This window comes from Gordonia jacobaea (genome assembly GCF_965344965.1).
Lineage (GTDB): Bacteria > Actinomycetota > Actinomycetes > Mycobacteriales > Mycobacteriaceae > Gordonia > Gordonia jacobaea.
In genome coordinates, this window is record NZ_CBDRLS010000002.1 from 1 (window position 1) to 16601 (window position 16601).

The window sequence follows — 16601 nt, forward strand, 5'->3', positions numbered from 1 at the left end:
GACTGCCGGTACCTCGACCTGGGGTCCGACAGACCACCGTTCGATCGTCGCGCGCTCGGCAGCGTCGACCAACGAGATGTCGGCGACCAACGACTGCGGTCGCTCGACCACGGTGCGCAGGATGACGCCGAGCGCTTCGGCGAAGACGCGGATCTGCTCGTCGTCGAAGGCACTCGGCAGATACTTCAGGTTGATCGACAGTCCGCCGCCGCTCAGCGGCGACGTGACCATGTTCAGCGGGAAGTGCGTGGAGTCACTGACCACGACCTCGGTGATGCTGAGTCCTGTTGTCGACGGGTCGGTCGTCGAAATCGACTCGGTGTCAACGGGATAGGACTCGTGGACCGTCAGCGTATCGAACAGGGCACCGTCGACTCCGGCAAGTGCGATCAGCTCCGGCAGTCCGAGGTGCTGGTGATCGAGAACCGCGACCTTGGATTTCTGTAGTGCTGCCACCACGTCGGCGATCGGCATCGACGGGTCGACGTCGACGACCGCGGGCAACGTGTTGATGAACAGGCCGACCATCGACGCGGCGTCGTCGAGGTCGGCAGGTCGGCCGGACACGGTCTCGCCGAAGGTGACGACGCGTTCCCCCGTCACCCGTGACAACAACACCGCCCACGCGAACTGCAGAACTGTCGCCAGCGTCGAACCCTGCGCTCGTGCAACGGATTCGAGCCCTGCGACGAGTTGCGAGTCGACGACCATCATATGATTGCGCGGCAATGAGTGAGCGGTGGCCATCGCGCCGGGCGCGACGAGTGTCGGCCCGTCGACCACTGCGAGCACGTCACCCCAGGCCGCGAGCCCTGCAGCGTGGTCGGCGCCCGCGATGCGCCGCGCGAAGTCGCCGAAATCGCTCATCCCGGTGCGCTGTCCACCGGTGTACGTCGCCCCGGTGGCGTAGAGCGACAGCAGGTCTGCGAGGACGAGCGGACCCGACCAACCGTCGAACAGGATGTGATGGTTGGTGATCACGACCGTGACGCCACCCGAGTCACGAACCGCCACGACCCGTAGCAACGGGGGCGCTGCGAGGTCGAATGGTGTGACGCGCTCGGCGGCGACCACCTCGTCGACCGCCGCGTGCCGCCGCGTGTCGTCTACCTCGCCCAGATCGATTGTGCGCCAAGGAACGTCGACCGACGGGTGCACGACGGACACCACCGCACCGCCCGCGGTCTGCAGGTAACTCGTCCGCAGGGCGGAGTGGTGGGAGAACAGCCCTTCGACGGCGCGGCGGAGCCGAGTGTCATCGACGGGCGCGGCAAGACGCAGAACGGCCTGTCCCACATACACATCCACGGCGTCGTCACCGCCGGCGCCTGCGAGCGCCGACTGCAGGAAGAAGCCGTGCTGGAGCGGCGTCAGCGGCCATATCGCAGCGCCGGGGTACGCCTTTGCCACGTCGTCGATATCGGCCTGCGTGATACCTGTGCCGGGCAGATCCGAGGGCGACGGCCCCGGATCACCGAGCACGGCAACCTCGGTGACGATTCCCTCGAGTTCGCGGAGCCATGCGGCGGCGAGAGCTGCGACATCGTGCTGGGTCAACACATTCTGCGCGTACAGGAAATCCGCGAACAGAGCACGTGCATGCTCGCCTGGACGTACCGCGATGTTGACCGTAAGTACGTTTGTCGCGGGCATCAGGCCGGACACCGTCGACGCCAGTGCTGGTGCGCGGGTGTCGACCGCGAACGGAACCGCGGTGTCGGCCTCGGTGACGCCCTGACCGACTGCACCGAGATAGTTGACGCCGATCGCCGGAAGTTCGCAGCCCCACAACGGACTTCGCTGATCCGCGCGTAGTATTCCGAACCCGATGCCGTTGCCGGGGCGGGTCAGCCGCTCCTCTTTCGCTGCCTTGACGGCGTGAATCCCGTCGGCACCGGGATCGACGGCGAATGGCGCGATGGTCGTGAACCATCCGACCGTTCGCGACAGGTCGGCCCGGCGTGGCTCCTCGGCGTCGAGAAGCACATCCTCGTAGCGTCCGTGCCCCTCGGTCACCATCGCGACGGGACCGTCTGCCGCAAGCCCACGATCGTCCTGCCACGAGCGCACAGCACGCGCGAGCGCGGCGATCAGTACGTCGGCGGTGGTCGCGCCGAAGGCCGTCGGCAGCTCTGCGAGTACGGCCTCGGTCAGTTCCGGATCGAGTTCGACGGTCACCGGTGCGGGCGCGGCCTGACCGAGCGGAGTCGGGACGTCGAAACCCGGTGTGCGAAGTCCGACGCGAGGCGTCCAGTAGTCGAGCTCGTCGTCGGCACGCACCGCGGTTGCCAGCGCGCTGTGCCAGGCTCGGGCGGAGGTCACCTCTGGCCGCAACGCCATCTGTGCGTCGGAGCTCATCGCACCCCATGCGGTGATGATGTCTTCGACGACGACCGGCCACGACACGGCGTCGATCGACAGATGGTGGATGGCGAGAATGACACGCGCGCCGTCGTTTCCGGACACGAGGACCGCCGCGATCACCCGCCCCGCAAGGGGGTCGAGCTTGCCGAGGGCCGCCGCGTGCTCAGCACGGATCAGCGCCTCGAACTCCGTTGACCGAGTACTGACGTCGGCATGTACGGCCCGCACCTCTGCGCGCGAGTCGGGTGATCCAGCGACCTGACTCCAACCGTCGTCGGTGTGTCGGAGCTGCAGTGCGAGCATCGGGTGGAGCGCCACGACGGCGTCGAGGACGGCCGCGAGCATGGCCGGACTCAGATCTGGAGGAGCGATCATCACCACGGACTGCGAGAAGTCGCGCAACCGCGCGGGCTCCCCTGCGGTCTCGAGCAACCACGCGGCCACCGGACTCAGCGGCACCTCGCCGGAACCACCGCCGTCCGGCTCGGGCAGGAGGGGCACGATCGCCCGGTCGTCGCTGCCTGCGCGAGCCATTGCTCGAATCGTCTTGTGTTCGAAGATGTCTCGCGGCGACAGGGCCAAGCCCGCGTCACGGGCGACCGATGCCAGTCGGATCGACATGATCGAGTCTCCGCCGAGCGCGAAGAACGAGTCGGTGACACTGACCCGGTCGATCCCCAGCATCCCTGCGACCACTGCGGCCAACTGACGTTCTGCGGTCGATGCCGGCTCGACGTAGTCGTCGCCGTCGGGGAGCTCCGGTGCCGGGAGTGCGCGTTTGTCGAGTTTGCCGACGGGCGTCAGCGGAAGCTCGTCGAGGACGGTGATGGTGGCGGGCACCATATGCGCGGGCAATTGCTGTTCGAGGTGTGCGCGCACCGCGGACAGATCAAGTCCGGCATCTGCCACCACGTAGCCTGCGAGCGCCGTGGCCACGGCACCACCCACGCCGATCACGACCGCCTCCGAGACATCCGGATACGACGACAAGACGGCTTCGACCTCGCCCAATTCGATGCGCAGACCTCGCAGCTTCACCTGGTCATCGCTACGCCCGGAATACTCGAGCTCCAGCTCGCCGCCCTCGGTGCGGCGCCATCGCACCACATCTCCGGTGCGGTAGAGGCGGTCGCCGCCACCGCCGAAGGGATCGGCCACATAGCGCGCAGCGGTCAGGCCTGCTCGGTCGAGGTAGCCGCGGGCCAGCGCGACACCACGGACGTAGAGCTCGCCGGGAACATTCACCGGAACGGGCTGCAACGCGTCGTCGAGGACCACCAATCCCACACCGCCGATGGGTCCGCCGATGCGCACCGGGTCGCCGACGCGGCGTCGGCTGTTGGCGACGGCGACCGACGTCTCGGTCGGGCCGTAGGCATTGAAGAAGGCGACCCCGTCGGCCCACCGGTCGACGAGTCGCTGCGGCAGCGCCTCACCCCCCGATGCCAGGAGCTGCAAACCCGGGACGGCTGCGGGATTGATCGTCGCGGCAACGGTCGGCGTCATGAACGCATGCGTGACCCCGGCCTCGCGCATGAACTCTTCGAGCAATTCCCCGCCGATCGCGCCCTCGGGCCGATAGGCGAGCGTCGCTCCCCCGGTGGAGGCGATCAGCCACTCGAGGATCGACGCGTCGAAGCTCGGAGACGAATAGCCCATCACCACAGACCCTGCTTCCGCCCCGTAGCGGCTCAGGTCTGCTGCGTAGTTGTGGATACCTCGGTAGGTGACAGCGACACCTTTGGGCCGACCGGTCGACCCGGACGTGTAGATCACGTAGGCGAGGGCGTCGAGGTGACGCGGACGCACCAGTTCGTCCGACCTGAGAGGCGCCGACGCGGGCTCAGCCGGACCCTGCCGAACGGTGACGACGTCGGAGACGATCGACCACGTCACCGAGGAGGGCAACTGCTCGCGCAACTCCGATGTCGTCAGACCGAGGGAGACGCCCGAATCGCTCAGCATGTAGGTGATGCGGTCGGCCGGGTAGTCGGGGTCGATGGGTACGTACCCCGCACCGACCTTTGTCACCGCCCACAATGCGGTGAGAAGGTCCACCGAGCGTCGAATAGCCAGTGCCACCAGCGATTCGGTGCCGACACCCTGCGAGATGAGCCACCGCGCGCAGGCATCCGACCGGGCGTCGAGTTCAGCGTAGGTCGCGACGGCGCCCGACCCGTCGGTGACCGCGGCGCAGTCGGCGTACCGTGTGGCCACATCGGCCAGGACATCCGCCAGCAACCGCGGTGTTGCCGCCTCACTGCCGAAGATCGACGACATCTCGTCGTACTCTTGATCGTCGAGCAGTCGTGAGCGGCCTACCGGCAGCGCCGGTTGTTCGGTCAGCTCGGTGAGCAGTCGAACGAATCGGTGGGCAATCGACTCTGCGGTATCGGCATCGAAAATGTCTGTGGCGTAGACGAGTTCGCCAGACCAACCGTTACCGGTGTCCCTCAACCCGAACGTCAGATCGACCTTGGCCGGAATCTCGTCGACGTCGACCGGCTCCACGGCAAGGGCCGGAAGTCGTGCCGCGGCGATACCGCGTGCGGCGAGCTCGGGCATCGCGTTCTGATCGAATGTGAGCATGACCTGGCTCAGTGGCGCAAAGGATTCCGAACGTGGCGGGTCGAGCGCCTCGACGACGGACTCGAAGGGGAGGTCGGCATGCGCGAAGCCTTCGAGGTCCACACCGCGCACGCGATCGAGGAACTGGGTGAAGGTCAATGTGGGGTCGACGCCCACACGCAGGACGAGCGTGTTGACGAACATCCCGACCAGCGGATCGAGCACTGGCTGCCCGCGACCCGCGATCGGGGTCGAGATCGCGATGTCATCCGTCCCCGACAGTCGGGCGAGCAACGCGCTCAACGCCCCATGCACAACCATGAACGGGGTGACCCCGGACGCGCGTGCCAAATCGACCACACTGTCGGCCACGGTTGCCGGGACGTCGAATGACGCACGCGCACCACGCATCGACGCAACGGTCGGGCGCGGCCGGTCTGCGGGCAGGTCGAGCACGTCCGGCAGTCCGCGCAACTGTCGTGACCAGTAGCCGAGTTGGCGTCCGATGATCGAGTCCGTGTCGTCCGCGGAACCGAGAACGTCGTGCTGCCAGATGGCGTAGTCGGCGAACTGGATTTCCAGAGGCGCGAATTCCGGTGCGGCCCCGGCGGTTCTGGCAACGTAGGCCGTGATGAGATCCGTGACGAGCGGACGCAACGACTCGCCGTCCGACGCGATATGGTGCATCACCAATGCGAACACCCACTGTCCGGGCGCCTGCGCCCACAGAGCGGCACGCACCGGCCAGCCCGTGGTCACGTCGAAACCCGTCATCGCGACGGTCTGCAGCTCCGACCACGAGTCGACGTCGCGCCACTCGAGTCGCTCATCGATCTCGTCGACACCGCCGATCACCTGAACCGGTTCGTCGTCGACGGCGGGGAACGTCGTCCGCAGCACCTCGTGGCGCTCGATCACGTCGCTCAGTGCCGCGCGTAGGGCCCGCACATCGAGATCGCCCTCCAGCCGCAGCAGCGCCGGAATGTTGTACGTCGGCAACGACGTGTCGAACTGATTGATGAACCACATGCGACTCTGCGCAAACGACAACGGAATTCGCTGCGGGCGCGGCAGTGCCACCACCGCGGGCAGACCGGCGGCACGCTGAGCCGACAGTTCGGCCAGACCGCGGACCGTCGGGGCATCGAACACGTCGCGCACGGAGAGGTCTACCCCGAGTGCGTCGGAAGCGCGTCCGACGATGCGGGCGGCGGCAAGCGAATTGCCGCCGAGATCGAACAGCGAGTCGGCGACGCTGACCCGTTCGAGATCGAGTACGTTCGCGACGATCTCGGCGAGCATCTTCTCGGTCTCCGTGCCGGGGGCGACGTACTCCGAGTCGACCACGATCTCGGGTTCGGGAAGCGCACGACGATCCAACTTGCCGTTCACCGTGAGCGGCAGACCGTCGAGCAGCATCACCACGTCGGGAACCATGTAGTCCGGCAGCAGCGCCGCGGCGTTGGACCTGATCGCCGTCGGAGACACCTCGGCGCCCTCGCCGAGGACGGCGTAACCGACGAGTTGTTCGATTCCGTTCTCACGCGTCGTCACCGCAACGGCGACAGCATCCACCCCCTGAGTGGAGAGCAGCGCCGCTTCGACCTCGCCGAGCTCAATCCTGAAGCCACGCAACTTGATCTGGGCATCGGATCGACCGAGGTATTCGAGAGTGTCACCGTGACGGATCGCGACGTCGCCACTGCGGTACATCCGTCGTCCGTCACCGGCGAACGGGTCCGCCACGAAGCGCACGCCCGTCAATTCGGGGCGGCCGAGGTACCCCCGCGTCACCTGCGTGCCACTGACGTAGATCTCGCCGGGCGTTCCGTCGGGCACCGGCCGCAGGCGCTCGTCGAGCACGTGGATCTCGAGGCCCGGTAACCCGTCACCGACGTCCGATCCCTTTGCTGTCGAGACGAATTCGGGATCGAGCGCACGGAACGTCGAGTGCACCGTCGTCTCGGTGATGCCGTACATGTTCACCAGCACCGGCCCCGGGCGTCCAGCGCCGGCCATGCGATCGGCGTACCAACGTGTCACCTGCGCGAAGTCCAGTGCCTCACCGGCGAAAACCATGTAGCGCACCGACGATGACAACTCGTCGGAAGCGACAGACGTCTCGCCACGCGGCCGCACGGCGGCGGCGAGCTGATAGAACGCCGACGGCGTCTGCGACACCACGGTCACCGAGTGCGCCGCGAGCAGCGCTGCGAACTCCGCCGGGCTGCGCGTTGTCAGGTAATCCACGACGAGCAGACGTCCGCCGAACAGCAGCGGTCCCCACATCTCGAACACCGAGACGTCGAACGCGTACGAGTGGAACATTGTCCACACGTCGTATTCGGTGAACCCGTAATGCTGTTGCGCTGCAGCCAACAACGCCACCACCGACCGATGTTCGACGACGACGCCCTTCGGCCTACCGGTGGAACCGGAGGTGAAGATGGCGTAGGCGGCCAGCCGCGGGTCGAGTGCGGCAGGCAATTCCCCCGACGCGTGACGCGAACGGTCGGAGAGCTCGGCCGTCGTGGTCAGGGCGACACCGAGGAGGTCGAGCGTCGCGTGGCCGCCCTCGCCCGAGATCACCACGACCGGAGCCGCGTCGTCGACGACCATCTGCAGGCGATCTGCCGGGTGCGAGGTGTCGAGCGGGAGGTAGGTCGCGCCGACCTTCAGGATGCCGAGGATCGCCACCATGACGTCGACGCTGCGGGCGGTCGCGAGTCCGACGACCGAGCCCTTTTCCACACCTGAGGCGACCAGTCCCACGGCCACGGCGTCGGAGAGCTCGTCGAGCTCCTGATAGGTCAGCTCGGCACCGGTGGTGTCGGTGACGGCGAGCCGACCGGCGAAGCGCCGCACCGCGAGTCGAAAGAGACCGGGCAACGACTGCCAGTCGTCCCCACCGAGTGTGTCGACGGCCGCCGCACGTATCTGCGCGAGATGCTGCTGCGTGAGGGCGGCCGAAGCGGCCGGGTCTGCGCCGGGTGTGGTCACCAATGGTGCGATGGTGGCTGCGACCGCGGCATCGGGGTCGATACCGCGTCCGGCGAACACCGTGGCCATCGGCGCAACGCGCGCTTCGAGCTCGCCGAACGTGAGCGTCGCCGGTGTGGACAGTGCGAGGGCATGCGGTTCGGTCCGTGCGGTTACCCCGATCAGATCACGTATACCGGGACGGCGACCCCACCCCGAGCATGTTTCTAGTGCGTTCGCGTCGATTCCCGTCACGGCTGTGTGGAGACCTTCCGGCTAGATGGGATCTATAGGGGTGGATTTGTCGCGCGCCGCGACCCTGTGTGCGCGGGCGTGCAACGAACTCAGGACGTCGTCGAGCTCGGCGGGCCCAGCGGTGGCCAGTCCGGGAACCAACGTCATGAGCGCCATCGTCAGTGCCGAATCAGCGTCGGGCACAACCGCGCTCAGCGCCGACACGTGCGTCGACAGATCACCGAAGCTGACCGCACAGACGTCGGGCAGGATCGCCGCATCCGGATCGCAGGTCACGGCATCTGCGATCAGATCGAACAGCGACGCCTGCTCATCACCCTCGGCGGGATCATCGGCCTGATCGGAGTCGATGGCCATGCTGGCGTCGCCGACGACGCGCTCGGGGTCGTCGACCAGTTCGGCGAGCAACCGGACGTATCGCGCGGCCATCCGCTTCACCGTCTCCTCGTCGAAAAGAGCTGTGGCGTAGGTGAACTGGGCACGCAGCGCCCCGCCGCGGGCCTCCCGCTCCGGATCGTTCGGGAAGAAGGTGAGCGCCAGGTCGACCTTCGCAGATGTCAGTTCCTCGCGCACGGGCTCGACGGTGAGTCCGTCGAGACGGAGCACCGGGAATTCGACGTTCTGGAACGCCAGCATCACCTGGAAGATCGGGTTGTGCGCGGTCGGCGGCCGCGACATGATCCGCGCGACGATCTCATCGAAAGGGATTGCGGCATGCGACATATCGGCGAGGTCGTCGCCGCGGACACGGTCGAGCAACTCGAGGAACCGCTCGCCGCCGTCAACCCGGGTACGCAGCGCAAGGGTGTTGACGAACATTCCGACGACGTCCTCGAGCAGCGGCTCACCGCGACCCGCGAACGGTGTGCCGATCACGATGTCATCTCGGCCCGAGAGCCGCGCGAGCAGCACCGCGAACACCGCGTGCGTGACCATGAACTGGGTGGTGTGGTGCTTGCGGGAGGTCTCTTCGAGCTTGGCGACCACGTCGGACGGGATCTCGAATTCGACTGGGGCGCCTTCGAAACTCGGTGTCTTCGGGCGCGGTTTACTCGCAGGAAGCTCGAGGATTTCCGGCAGGCCCGACAAACGCTCCTGCCAGTAGGAGAGTTGCCGCTCCTGCTCGGACACCCCGTCGTCGACCACCGCGAGTCGTTCGGAGAGCCACATGCTGAAGTCGGCGTACTGCACGGCCAGGGGCTTCCATGCGGGTTCTGCCCCACCGTGCCGCGCGGCGTACGCCGCCATCAGATCACGCGCGAGCGGCATCATCGATGCACCGTCGGCGCTGATGTGATGGACCACGAAGACGAGGACGTGCTCGTCCGGGGAGACCCTGAGCAGCACCGCCCGGACCGGTGGCCGCACGGTGATGTCGAAGCCGGCACCGGTGATCTCGGCGATCTCAGCACTCAGGGAGCCCTCGACGTCGCGTACCTCGAGCAGCACATCGTTGTCGAGCGCGTCGGCGGGCATGATCACCTGCACCGGTTCACCGTTGATCATCGGATAGACGGTGCGCAGAGCCTCGTGACGCCTCCCGAGGTCGATCGTGGCACGGGTGAGCGCCGGGACGTCGAGGTCGCCGGACAGCCGCAAAGCCATCGCGACGTTGTACGCGGCGGACTCGGGTTCGGCTCGATTGATCAGCCAGAGGCCCCGCTGCATGCCGGACACGTGCACGAGTTCGGTGCGGCTGCGCGCGTGGAGCGCAGGCATGCCCTGCCCCGTCGGCCCCGACGTCAATGCCGCGGCGAGCGCGGAGACCGTCGGACGCTCGAAGAGCAGCTTCACCGGCACCTGGCGGTCGAGGAGCGCCGCCAGACGTGCCGTGACCTTGGTCGCCGAGAGTGAACTGCCGCCGAGATGGAAGAAGTCGGCATCGGCGGAGACGCGTTCGAGCCCGAGTACCTGGCCGAACACACCTGCGACCACCATCTCCAGCTGCGACCCCGGCTGGCGATACGGGGCCGCGGTCCCGAAGTCGACCGCCGGCAACGACTTTCGATCGATTTTCCCCGATGTGGTGAGCCGGAACTCGTCTACGACGACGAGCGTGTGCGGCACCATGTAGCCGGCCAGTCGCGTGGCCGCATGCTCGAGGATGTGCGCAGGATCTGCGGACGCGCCCTCGGCCAGCGTCGCGTAAGCCACCAACACATCGTCACCGTTGGGCGCGGGCACGCCGAGGCACACCGCGTCGGTGACGAGAGGATGGTCGACGATTGCCGCCTCCACCTCCCCCGGTTCGATACGCAGTCCGCGGATCTTGAGCTGGAAGTCGGTGCGTCCGATGTAGCGCAGATCGCCACGCATTGTCCGGATTACGCGATCGCCCGTGCGATACATCCGCTCACCGGGATCGAATGGGTCGGCGACGAACCTCGACGCCGTCAGGTCGCTGCGGCGATGATAACCCCGGGCGAGTTGGACGCCACGCAGATACAGCTCGCCGGGAACGCCCGTGGGGACCGGCCGCAGCGCGCGGTCGAGCACGATCGCACCGACACCGGGGATGGACAAACCGATCGACACCTCGTCGTGCTCGGTCATCGGTCCAGCCGCGGTGGCCCAGATGCTGACTTCCGTTGGCCCGTAGAGGTTGTGGAATCTGCGCCCTGCCCTCGCCCAGCGTCGCATCAGGTCCGGCGGGCACGCCTCCCCGACACTGATCACCCGACGCAACTTCGGCACCGCCGCCGGCTCGATGGTGCTCAGCGCCGATGGGGTCATCACCGCGTGGGTCACGCTCTGATCCCTCATCAGGGTGGCGAGTTCGTCGCCCCCGAACACCCCCGCGGGACTGATGACCAGTCGGGCACCCTGGCCGAGCGCCATCAGGATCTCGAAGATCGACGCGTCGAAACTCGGTGACGCGACGTGCAATACGCGCGACTCGCTGCTCACTCTCAATATCGACTGCTGGTTGGCGACGACATTCGACAGTCCGCGGTGGCTCAGCGCCGCTGCTTTGGGACGTCCGGTCGACCCGGAGGTGTAGATCAGGTACGCGAGGTCGTCGAGATGCGGTGTGCGGACCAATTCCGCGTCGCCCAGTGGCGCACCGCTGTGGCCGGCAAGTCGGAACTCGGTGTCCTCGTGACCGATGACGAGCCAGTCCACTGTGTCCGGGAGACGCGAGTCGCTCTCCTCGACGCTCAACCCGACCGCCGCTTCGCTGTCGGCGAGGATCTCGGCGATGCGCGCAGCGGGCAGCGCCGGGTCGATACTGACGAATGCCGCACCCGAGGCGGCGACCGCCATCATCGAGAGCACCGAATGATGCGAACGCGGAACGCAGATCGCGACGATGTCACCGGGACCGACTCCCATCGAGACGAGTTCGCGGGCGAGCTGATTGGATCGGGCCACGAGCATCGACCAGGTGATCTCCGACGTGCCGGCGATGGCCAGCGAGTGCGGGTCGGCCTGCTCGGCGCCCGCCCTGAAAAGGTCTCGCAGCAGCGCGGGCTCCGCGAGTGCCTCGACACCGGAAATCAGCTCGGCCCGGTCCTCGTCGGCGACGATGTCGATGGTCCCGACCGAGCGTGCAGGCGCGGCGACCATGGTTTGCAACACCAAATCGAGTTGTGCGGCAACGCGTTCCGCGGTGCGACGCTCGAAAATGTCAGCGGCGTAGGAGAGTTCGAGATCGTAACCACCCGAGTCAGCCTGATCGGTCACCGTGATCGACAGGTCGAACTTCGCGGCGGGCACCCGCGCGTCGATGAGTCGAGCCGATTCGTCGAAGTGATGCAGCGTGGTCGCGTGCCCCGGGTGCATCGTCAGTGCGACCTGGAAGAGCGGTGTGTGCGAGGCGGAGCGTTCCGGACTCACCGCGTCGACGATCCACTCGAACGGGATGTCGGCGTGCCGAACCGCGCGGGTTTTGGTCTCGTGGGCGCGCTCGAGGAGGTCTGCCACGGTGTCCACAGACGACACCGCGGTGCGTAGCACCACCGTGTTGACGAACATTCCGACCAATTCCGCTGTCGCCGGCTCGTCTCTGCCCGCCACAGCCGTGCCGATCGAGACCTCATCGACCTCCGCCCACCGCGACAGCACGATCGCCAGCGCCGCGTGCACCACAGTGAACGGTGTGACGCCGCGATCTCGCGCGAGGCCCCTGATACTCGTCGCGAGCTCGGCATCGATGACTGCATCGATGTAGCCGCCCGCCCCGGTCGGCAGGTGCGGCCGAGGACGATCGGTGGGAAGCATCAGCAAATCGGCCATGTCCGCGAGCTCGGTTTGCCAGAACGACAGGCCCTCGGCGGCACGTTCGGTCGGCGACTCCAGCTCGCCGAGGAGTGTGCGCTGCCAGATGGCGAAATCGGCGTACTGGACCTCCAACGGTTCGAGGTCGGGCTTCGTGCCGTCACGAAGGTGCGTGTAGCCGACCACCAGGTCGCGGATCAACGGCTGTAGCGAGAACCCGTCGCCTGCGATGTGGTGCAACACGGTGACGACGACGTATCCGTCGCGATCACGCAGGATGCGGATCCGGAACGGGATCTCACGTACGAGATCGAAGCCCCGTGCCGCCTCGGCGGCGATCAACTCGTCGAGACGATCCACCGCGTCGAACACCTCGGTGTCGAGGAACTCCATCGCCTCGGCAGTCGTGAGGATCTCCTGCACGGGCTCGCCGAGGTGGGAGCCGAATCGTGTGCGCAGCGTCTCGTGACGCTCCACGAGAAACTCGATCGACGCGTGCAATGCGTCGACATCGACCTCGTGACCGAGTCGCACGGCGCCGGGCATGTTGTAGGTCGCGGCGCCCGGATCCATGCGATTGACGAACCACAGCCGAGTCTGCGCGTGCGACAACGGAATGACCGCTTCCCGTTCGAAGCGACGTAACGCCACATGTTCGGGCTCGCCACCGAATTCGGTCAGATCTGAGATCCCACCGATGTCGACAGCCGAGAACACGGCGGTCAGATCAACCTGGAGATCTCGTTCGCTACGCGCGCGCGAGACGAGACGCGCGGCCATCAGCGAGTCGCCACCCAGCGCGAAGATGTTGTCGCGCAATCCGATCCGCTCAACACCGAGGAGCTCGGTGATCAGTGAGGAGAGCGCGAGCTCGACTCGCGTTCGTGGCGCGACGTACTCGACGGAGCGGTTCAGTTCGGGTACGGGAAGCCGCTTCCGATCGAGCTTGCCCGAGGGGTTCAACGGGAACTCATCGAGTCGCATCGCAGCAACCGGGACCATGTGCGATGGCAGATGCCCGCGGCACCATGCCAGTGCGGCGCTCTCGGTGACGTCCGTGCTCTCGGAACGGACGTATGCGACGAGCACGGGTCCCGCAGCGAGGTCGGTACGAGGCACCACCGCACTCGCATCGACTCCGGGCATGGCGTCGAGGAGGGCCTCGATCTCACCCGGCTCGACGCGTTGTCCACGGATCTTGATCTGGAAGTCGGTCCGCCCGAGATAGTGCAGACTCCCATCGTCTGCCCACCTGACCAGATCGCCGGTTCGGTACATCCGAGTGCCCTCGGGCGCGAACGGGTCGGCGACGAATCGTTCCGAGGTCAGCCCGGGACGACCGACATAACCGTCGGCCAGTTGGATACCGGCGAGGTAGAGCTCACCCGCGACACCGACCGGCACCTGAGCCAAGGCACCGTCGAGGACATGAACCCGAGTGTTGGCCACCGGCGTACCGATGGGCACCGGACCGTCGTCGCTGCCCACCGTGCACTCGGTGACATCGACCGCCGCCTCGGTGGGGCCGTAGAGATTGACCAGATCAGCGTGCGATCCGTCGATCACCCGCTCGGCGAGACTCCGCGGAAGAGCCTCACCTGAGGTGAACACGAACCGGACCGTCGACGGCAGAAGCGTCGAGTGCCCCTCGTTCGCCAGCACCTCGGTGTACACGTCGAGCATCGACGGAACGAAGTGCAGGACGGTGATCCCGCGCGAGATGATCAACTCACGCAGATACGCGGGATCGCGGTGGCCACCCGGCTTGGCGATCACCAGCCGAGCACCCCGCCCGAGAGCCCAGAGCAGCTCCCACACCGAAACGTCGAAGGTGAACGGAGTCTTGTAGAGCACGACGTCGTCGGTCGCGAGGCCGTAGTTGTCCTGCATCCAGGCGAGCCTGTTGATGACCGCCTCGTGGCTGACCTGCACGCCCTTGGGCACTCCGGTCGAGCCCGAGGTGAAGATGACGTAGGCGGCAGTTGCCCCGCCGCCCACAGTTTTCCTTGCGCCGTCGTAGATCCTGCCGTCGCCGAACCCACCAGGTCCGAACCCCACGTTGACGAGGTACTCGTCGTCGATCACCACGCGCGCGCCGACGGCATCGGCGATGAGCGAACGGCGCTGGTCGGGCTGCGTCGGGTCGACGGGGACGTACGCCGCGCCCAGAGTGAGTACCGCGTAGATCGCGACGACCTGGGCGGGCCCACGGTCGAGCGAGACGACAACGTGATCGCCCTGGCCGACTCCCGCCGAACGCAGCGTGGCCGCGAAGCGCCACCGCAGTTCATCGAACTCCCGGTATGTCCACTCATGGTCGCCGAACTCGACCGCGGTGGCCGTCGGTGTCTCACCGACCGCGGCCTCGAAACCGTCGAGCAGGTGGGCAGACGGCGTCGGAAGCGGCCGGAGCGGGCCTACGCCGAGGTCGAGGAGATCCGCGCGTTCGCCGGGGAGCAGCAGATCGAGGTCGCCGATGGGAGTGTCCAGGTGCGCCAGGACGCGATCGAGGAACGCGAGGAAGCGCTCGAGGTGGCCGCGCAGTTCGGCCTCGTCGTAGAGATTGGGGTTACCGTGCAGGTCGACGCCGATCCGTGCGGTGGGACTCGCTTGGTACAGGTTGAGCCGCAGATCCTCGAGGATGCCCGACGCCAGGATGTGGTAGTCCACGGTCGCACCCGCCATCTCGACGGGCTTGTCGAAGAACATGATGTTCACGATCGGACCGAACGACGCGGTGTTGGCGTCCTGCAGTCCCGCGTCGAGGCGGATGTCTTCGAACCGGTAGCGCTGGTGCCGGAGCACACCGGTGAACTCGAGCTGCGCCTGGTCCACGAGGCCGCGCATCGACAGACGCCTCACGTCGCGAAATCGCACGGGCAACATATTGGAGACCATGCCGGCCGCACGCTTGATCTTTGCCGTGGCCCGGCCGGTCACCGGAAGGCTCAGAACGACATCGTCGGTTCCCGCCATCCGGGCGAGAAATGCCGAAAATCCGGCACTCAGTAGCACCGCAGGCGAACTGTTGAGCGACGCGGCAAGACGCTCGATGGTCTGCTGGCGCGCGGAATCCATCTCGGTGGCGGCAACGGCATTGCAGGGCGAGAGTGGAGCCGCTGCGGATTGCTGAGCTAGGGTGACTCGTTCAGGAAGATCATGGACGCGATCTGCCCAATATTCGCGGTCAGCCTGGCGGCGGGTGCCACTGAGATACTTCTGATCGTCGGCAACCAATTCATCGAGCTTGGCGCCGGGTTTGGCGACGTATTCCGCACCCGTGACCGCCGCGTTGTAACGGTTGAGAATCTCGTATACCACGGTCAGCGCTGCGTATCCGTCGAGGGCGATGTGATGCGCACGCACGTACCAAAAAATGCGATCATCGGCGACGCGAAGAAGTGCACCCACGACGAGGGGGTCCGACAGCAGGTCCATATTGCCGCGATAATCGGAATTCATCCAGTCACGGGCGCGAGCGACCGGATCGGCTTCGCCGCGAAGGTCGACAACCTGCAAATGGTTGTCGATCGACTGGTCAACAACCTGCATCGGCACACCGTCGACCTCGACGATCCGCGTGAAGGCCATCTCGGTCTCACGACCTGCGTCGACGATCAACTGGCGAAGAAGTTCCTCGTCGAGCGGCCGATCATCATCCCTGATGTCGATGTACTGCGCGACGGTTACCGAGTAATCAGGAGAGAGACTTTCCGCAAACCACATGCCGCGCTGCGCGGCCGTCAACTCGAGCAGCGGACCACCGAGGCCCGCTTCACGACGATCGTCCGCCGTGTGCTGTTGGCTCATATCCTCACTCCCGGGTTGTACCGACTCGCCCCGATCCCCGCTGGCTACGCCGGCTGGCTGCGGCCGGCCTGCCCTGGAAACCGATCCCGCCATTTACCCGACCTAGTCTCACCCAAGGTGTATTTCTACGGAAGGAAACGCTAGACAATTCAATCGAAGGAAGTAGTTCAGAATTGATTACCAGGGCGGATTAGGTGACAAAAATGCTTTCCCGACTTTGATCGCTCATCTCCACCTCGTCGTTACACATGTCCCCTGAACGGGGTAACTTTCTCGCGCATCGAAATCGATCTGCGGAAAAGTAGATCAGGTAGACATTCGACATGTAGTCTGCGCTCATTGCGGAATCCGGATCATTTTGGCGATCCGGAATGCGGTGGTGCGCAGGTCACGCCACCGGTACAGAT

The 16601-nt window shown here is 66.2% G+C and carries 2 protein-coding genes; both read right to left on the minus strand.

Translation table 11 applies throughout. From position 1 onward, the window contains the following. Nucleotides 1-8166: amino acid adenylation domain-containing protein (locus tag ACRVY7_RS06125; protein ID WP_431816411.1), on the minus strand; the 8166-nt coding region annotated here is incomplete at its 3' end. Between the two features lie 21 nt (nt 8167-8187). Further along, nucleotides 8188-16194, minus strand: coding sequence for an amino acid adenylation domain-containing protein (locus tag ACRVY7_RS06130; RefSeq protein WP_431816412.1), 8007 nt, complete (start codon nt 16192-16194; stop codon nt 8188-8190). Nucleotides 16195-16601 lie beyond the last annotated feature (407 nt).

What these genes read in the sequence shown, in the direction of transcription:
- ACRVY7_RS06130 (WP_431816412.1), bottom strand. Translation starts at nt 16,194, where the DNA reads ATGAGCCAACAGCACACGGCGGACGATCGTCGTGAAGCGGGCCTCGGT.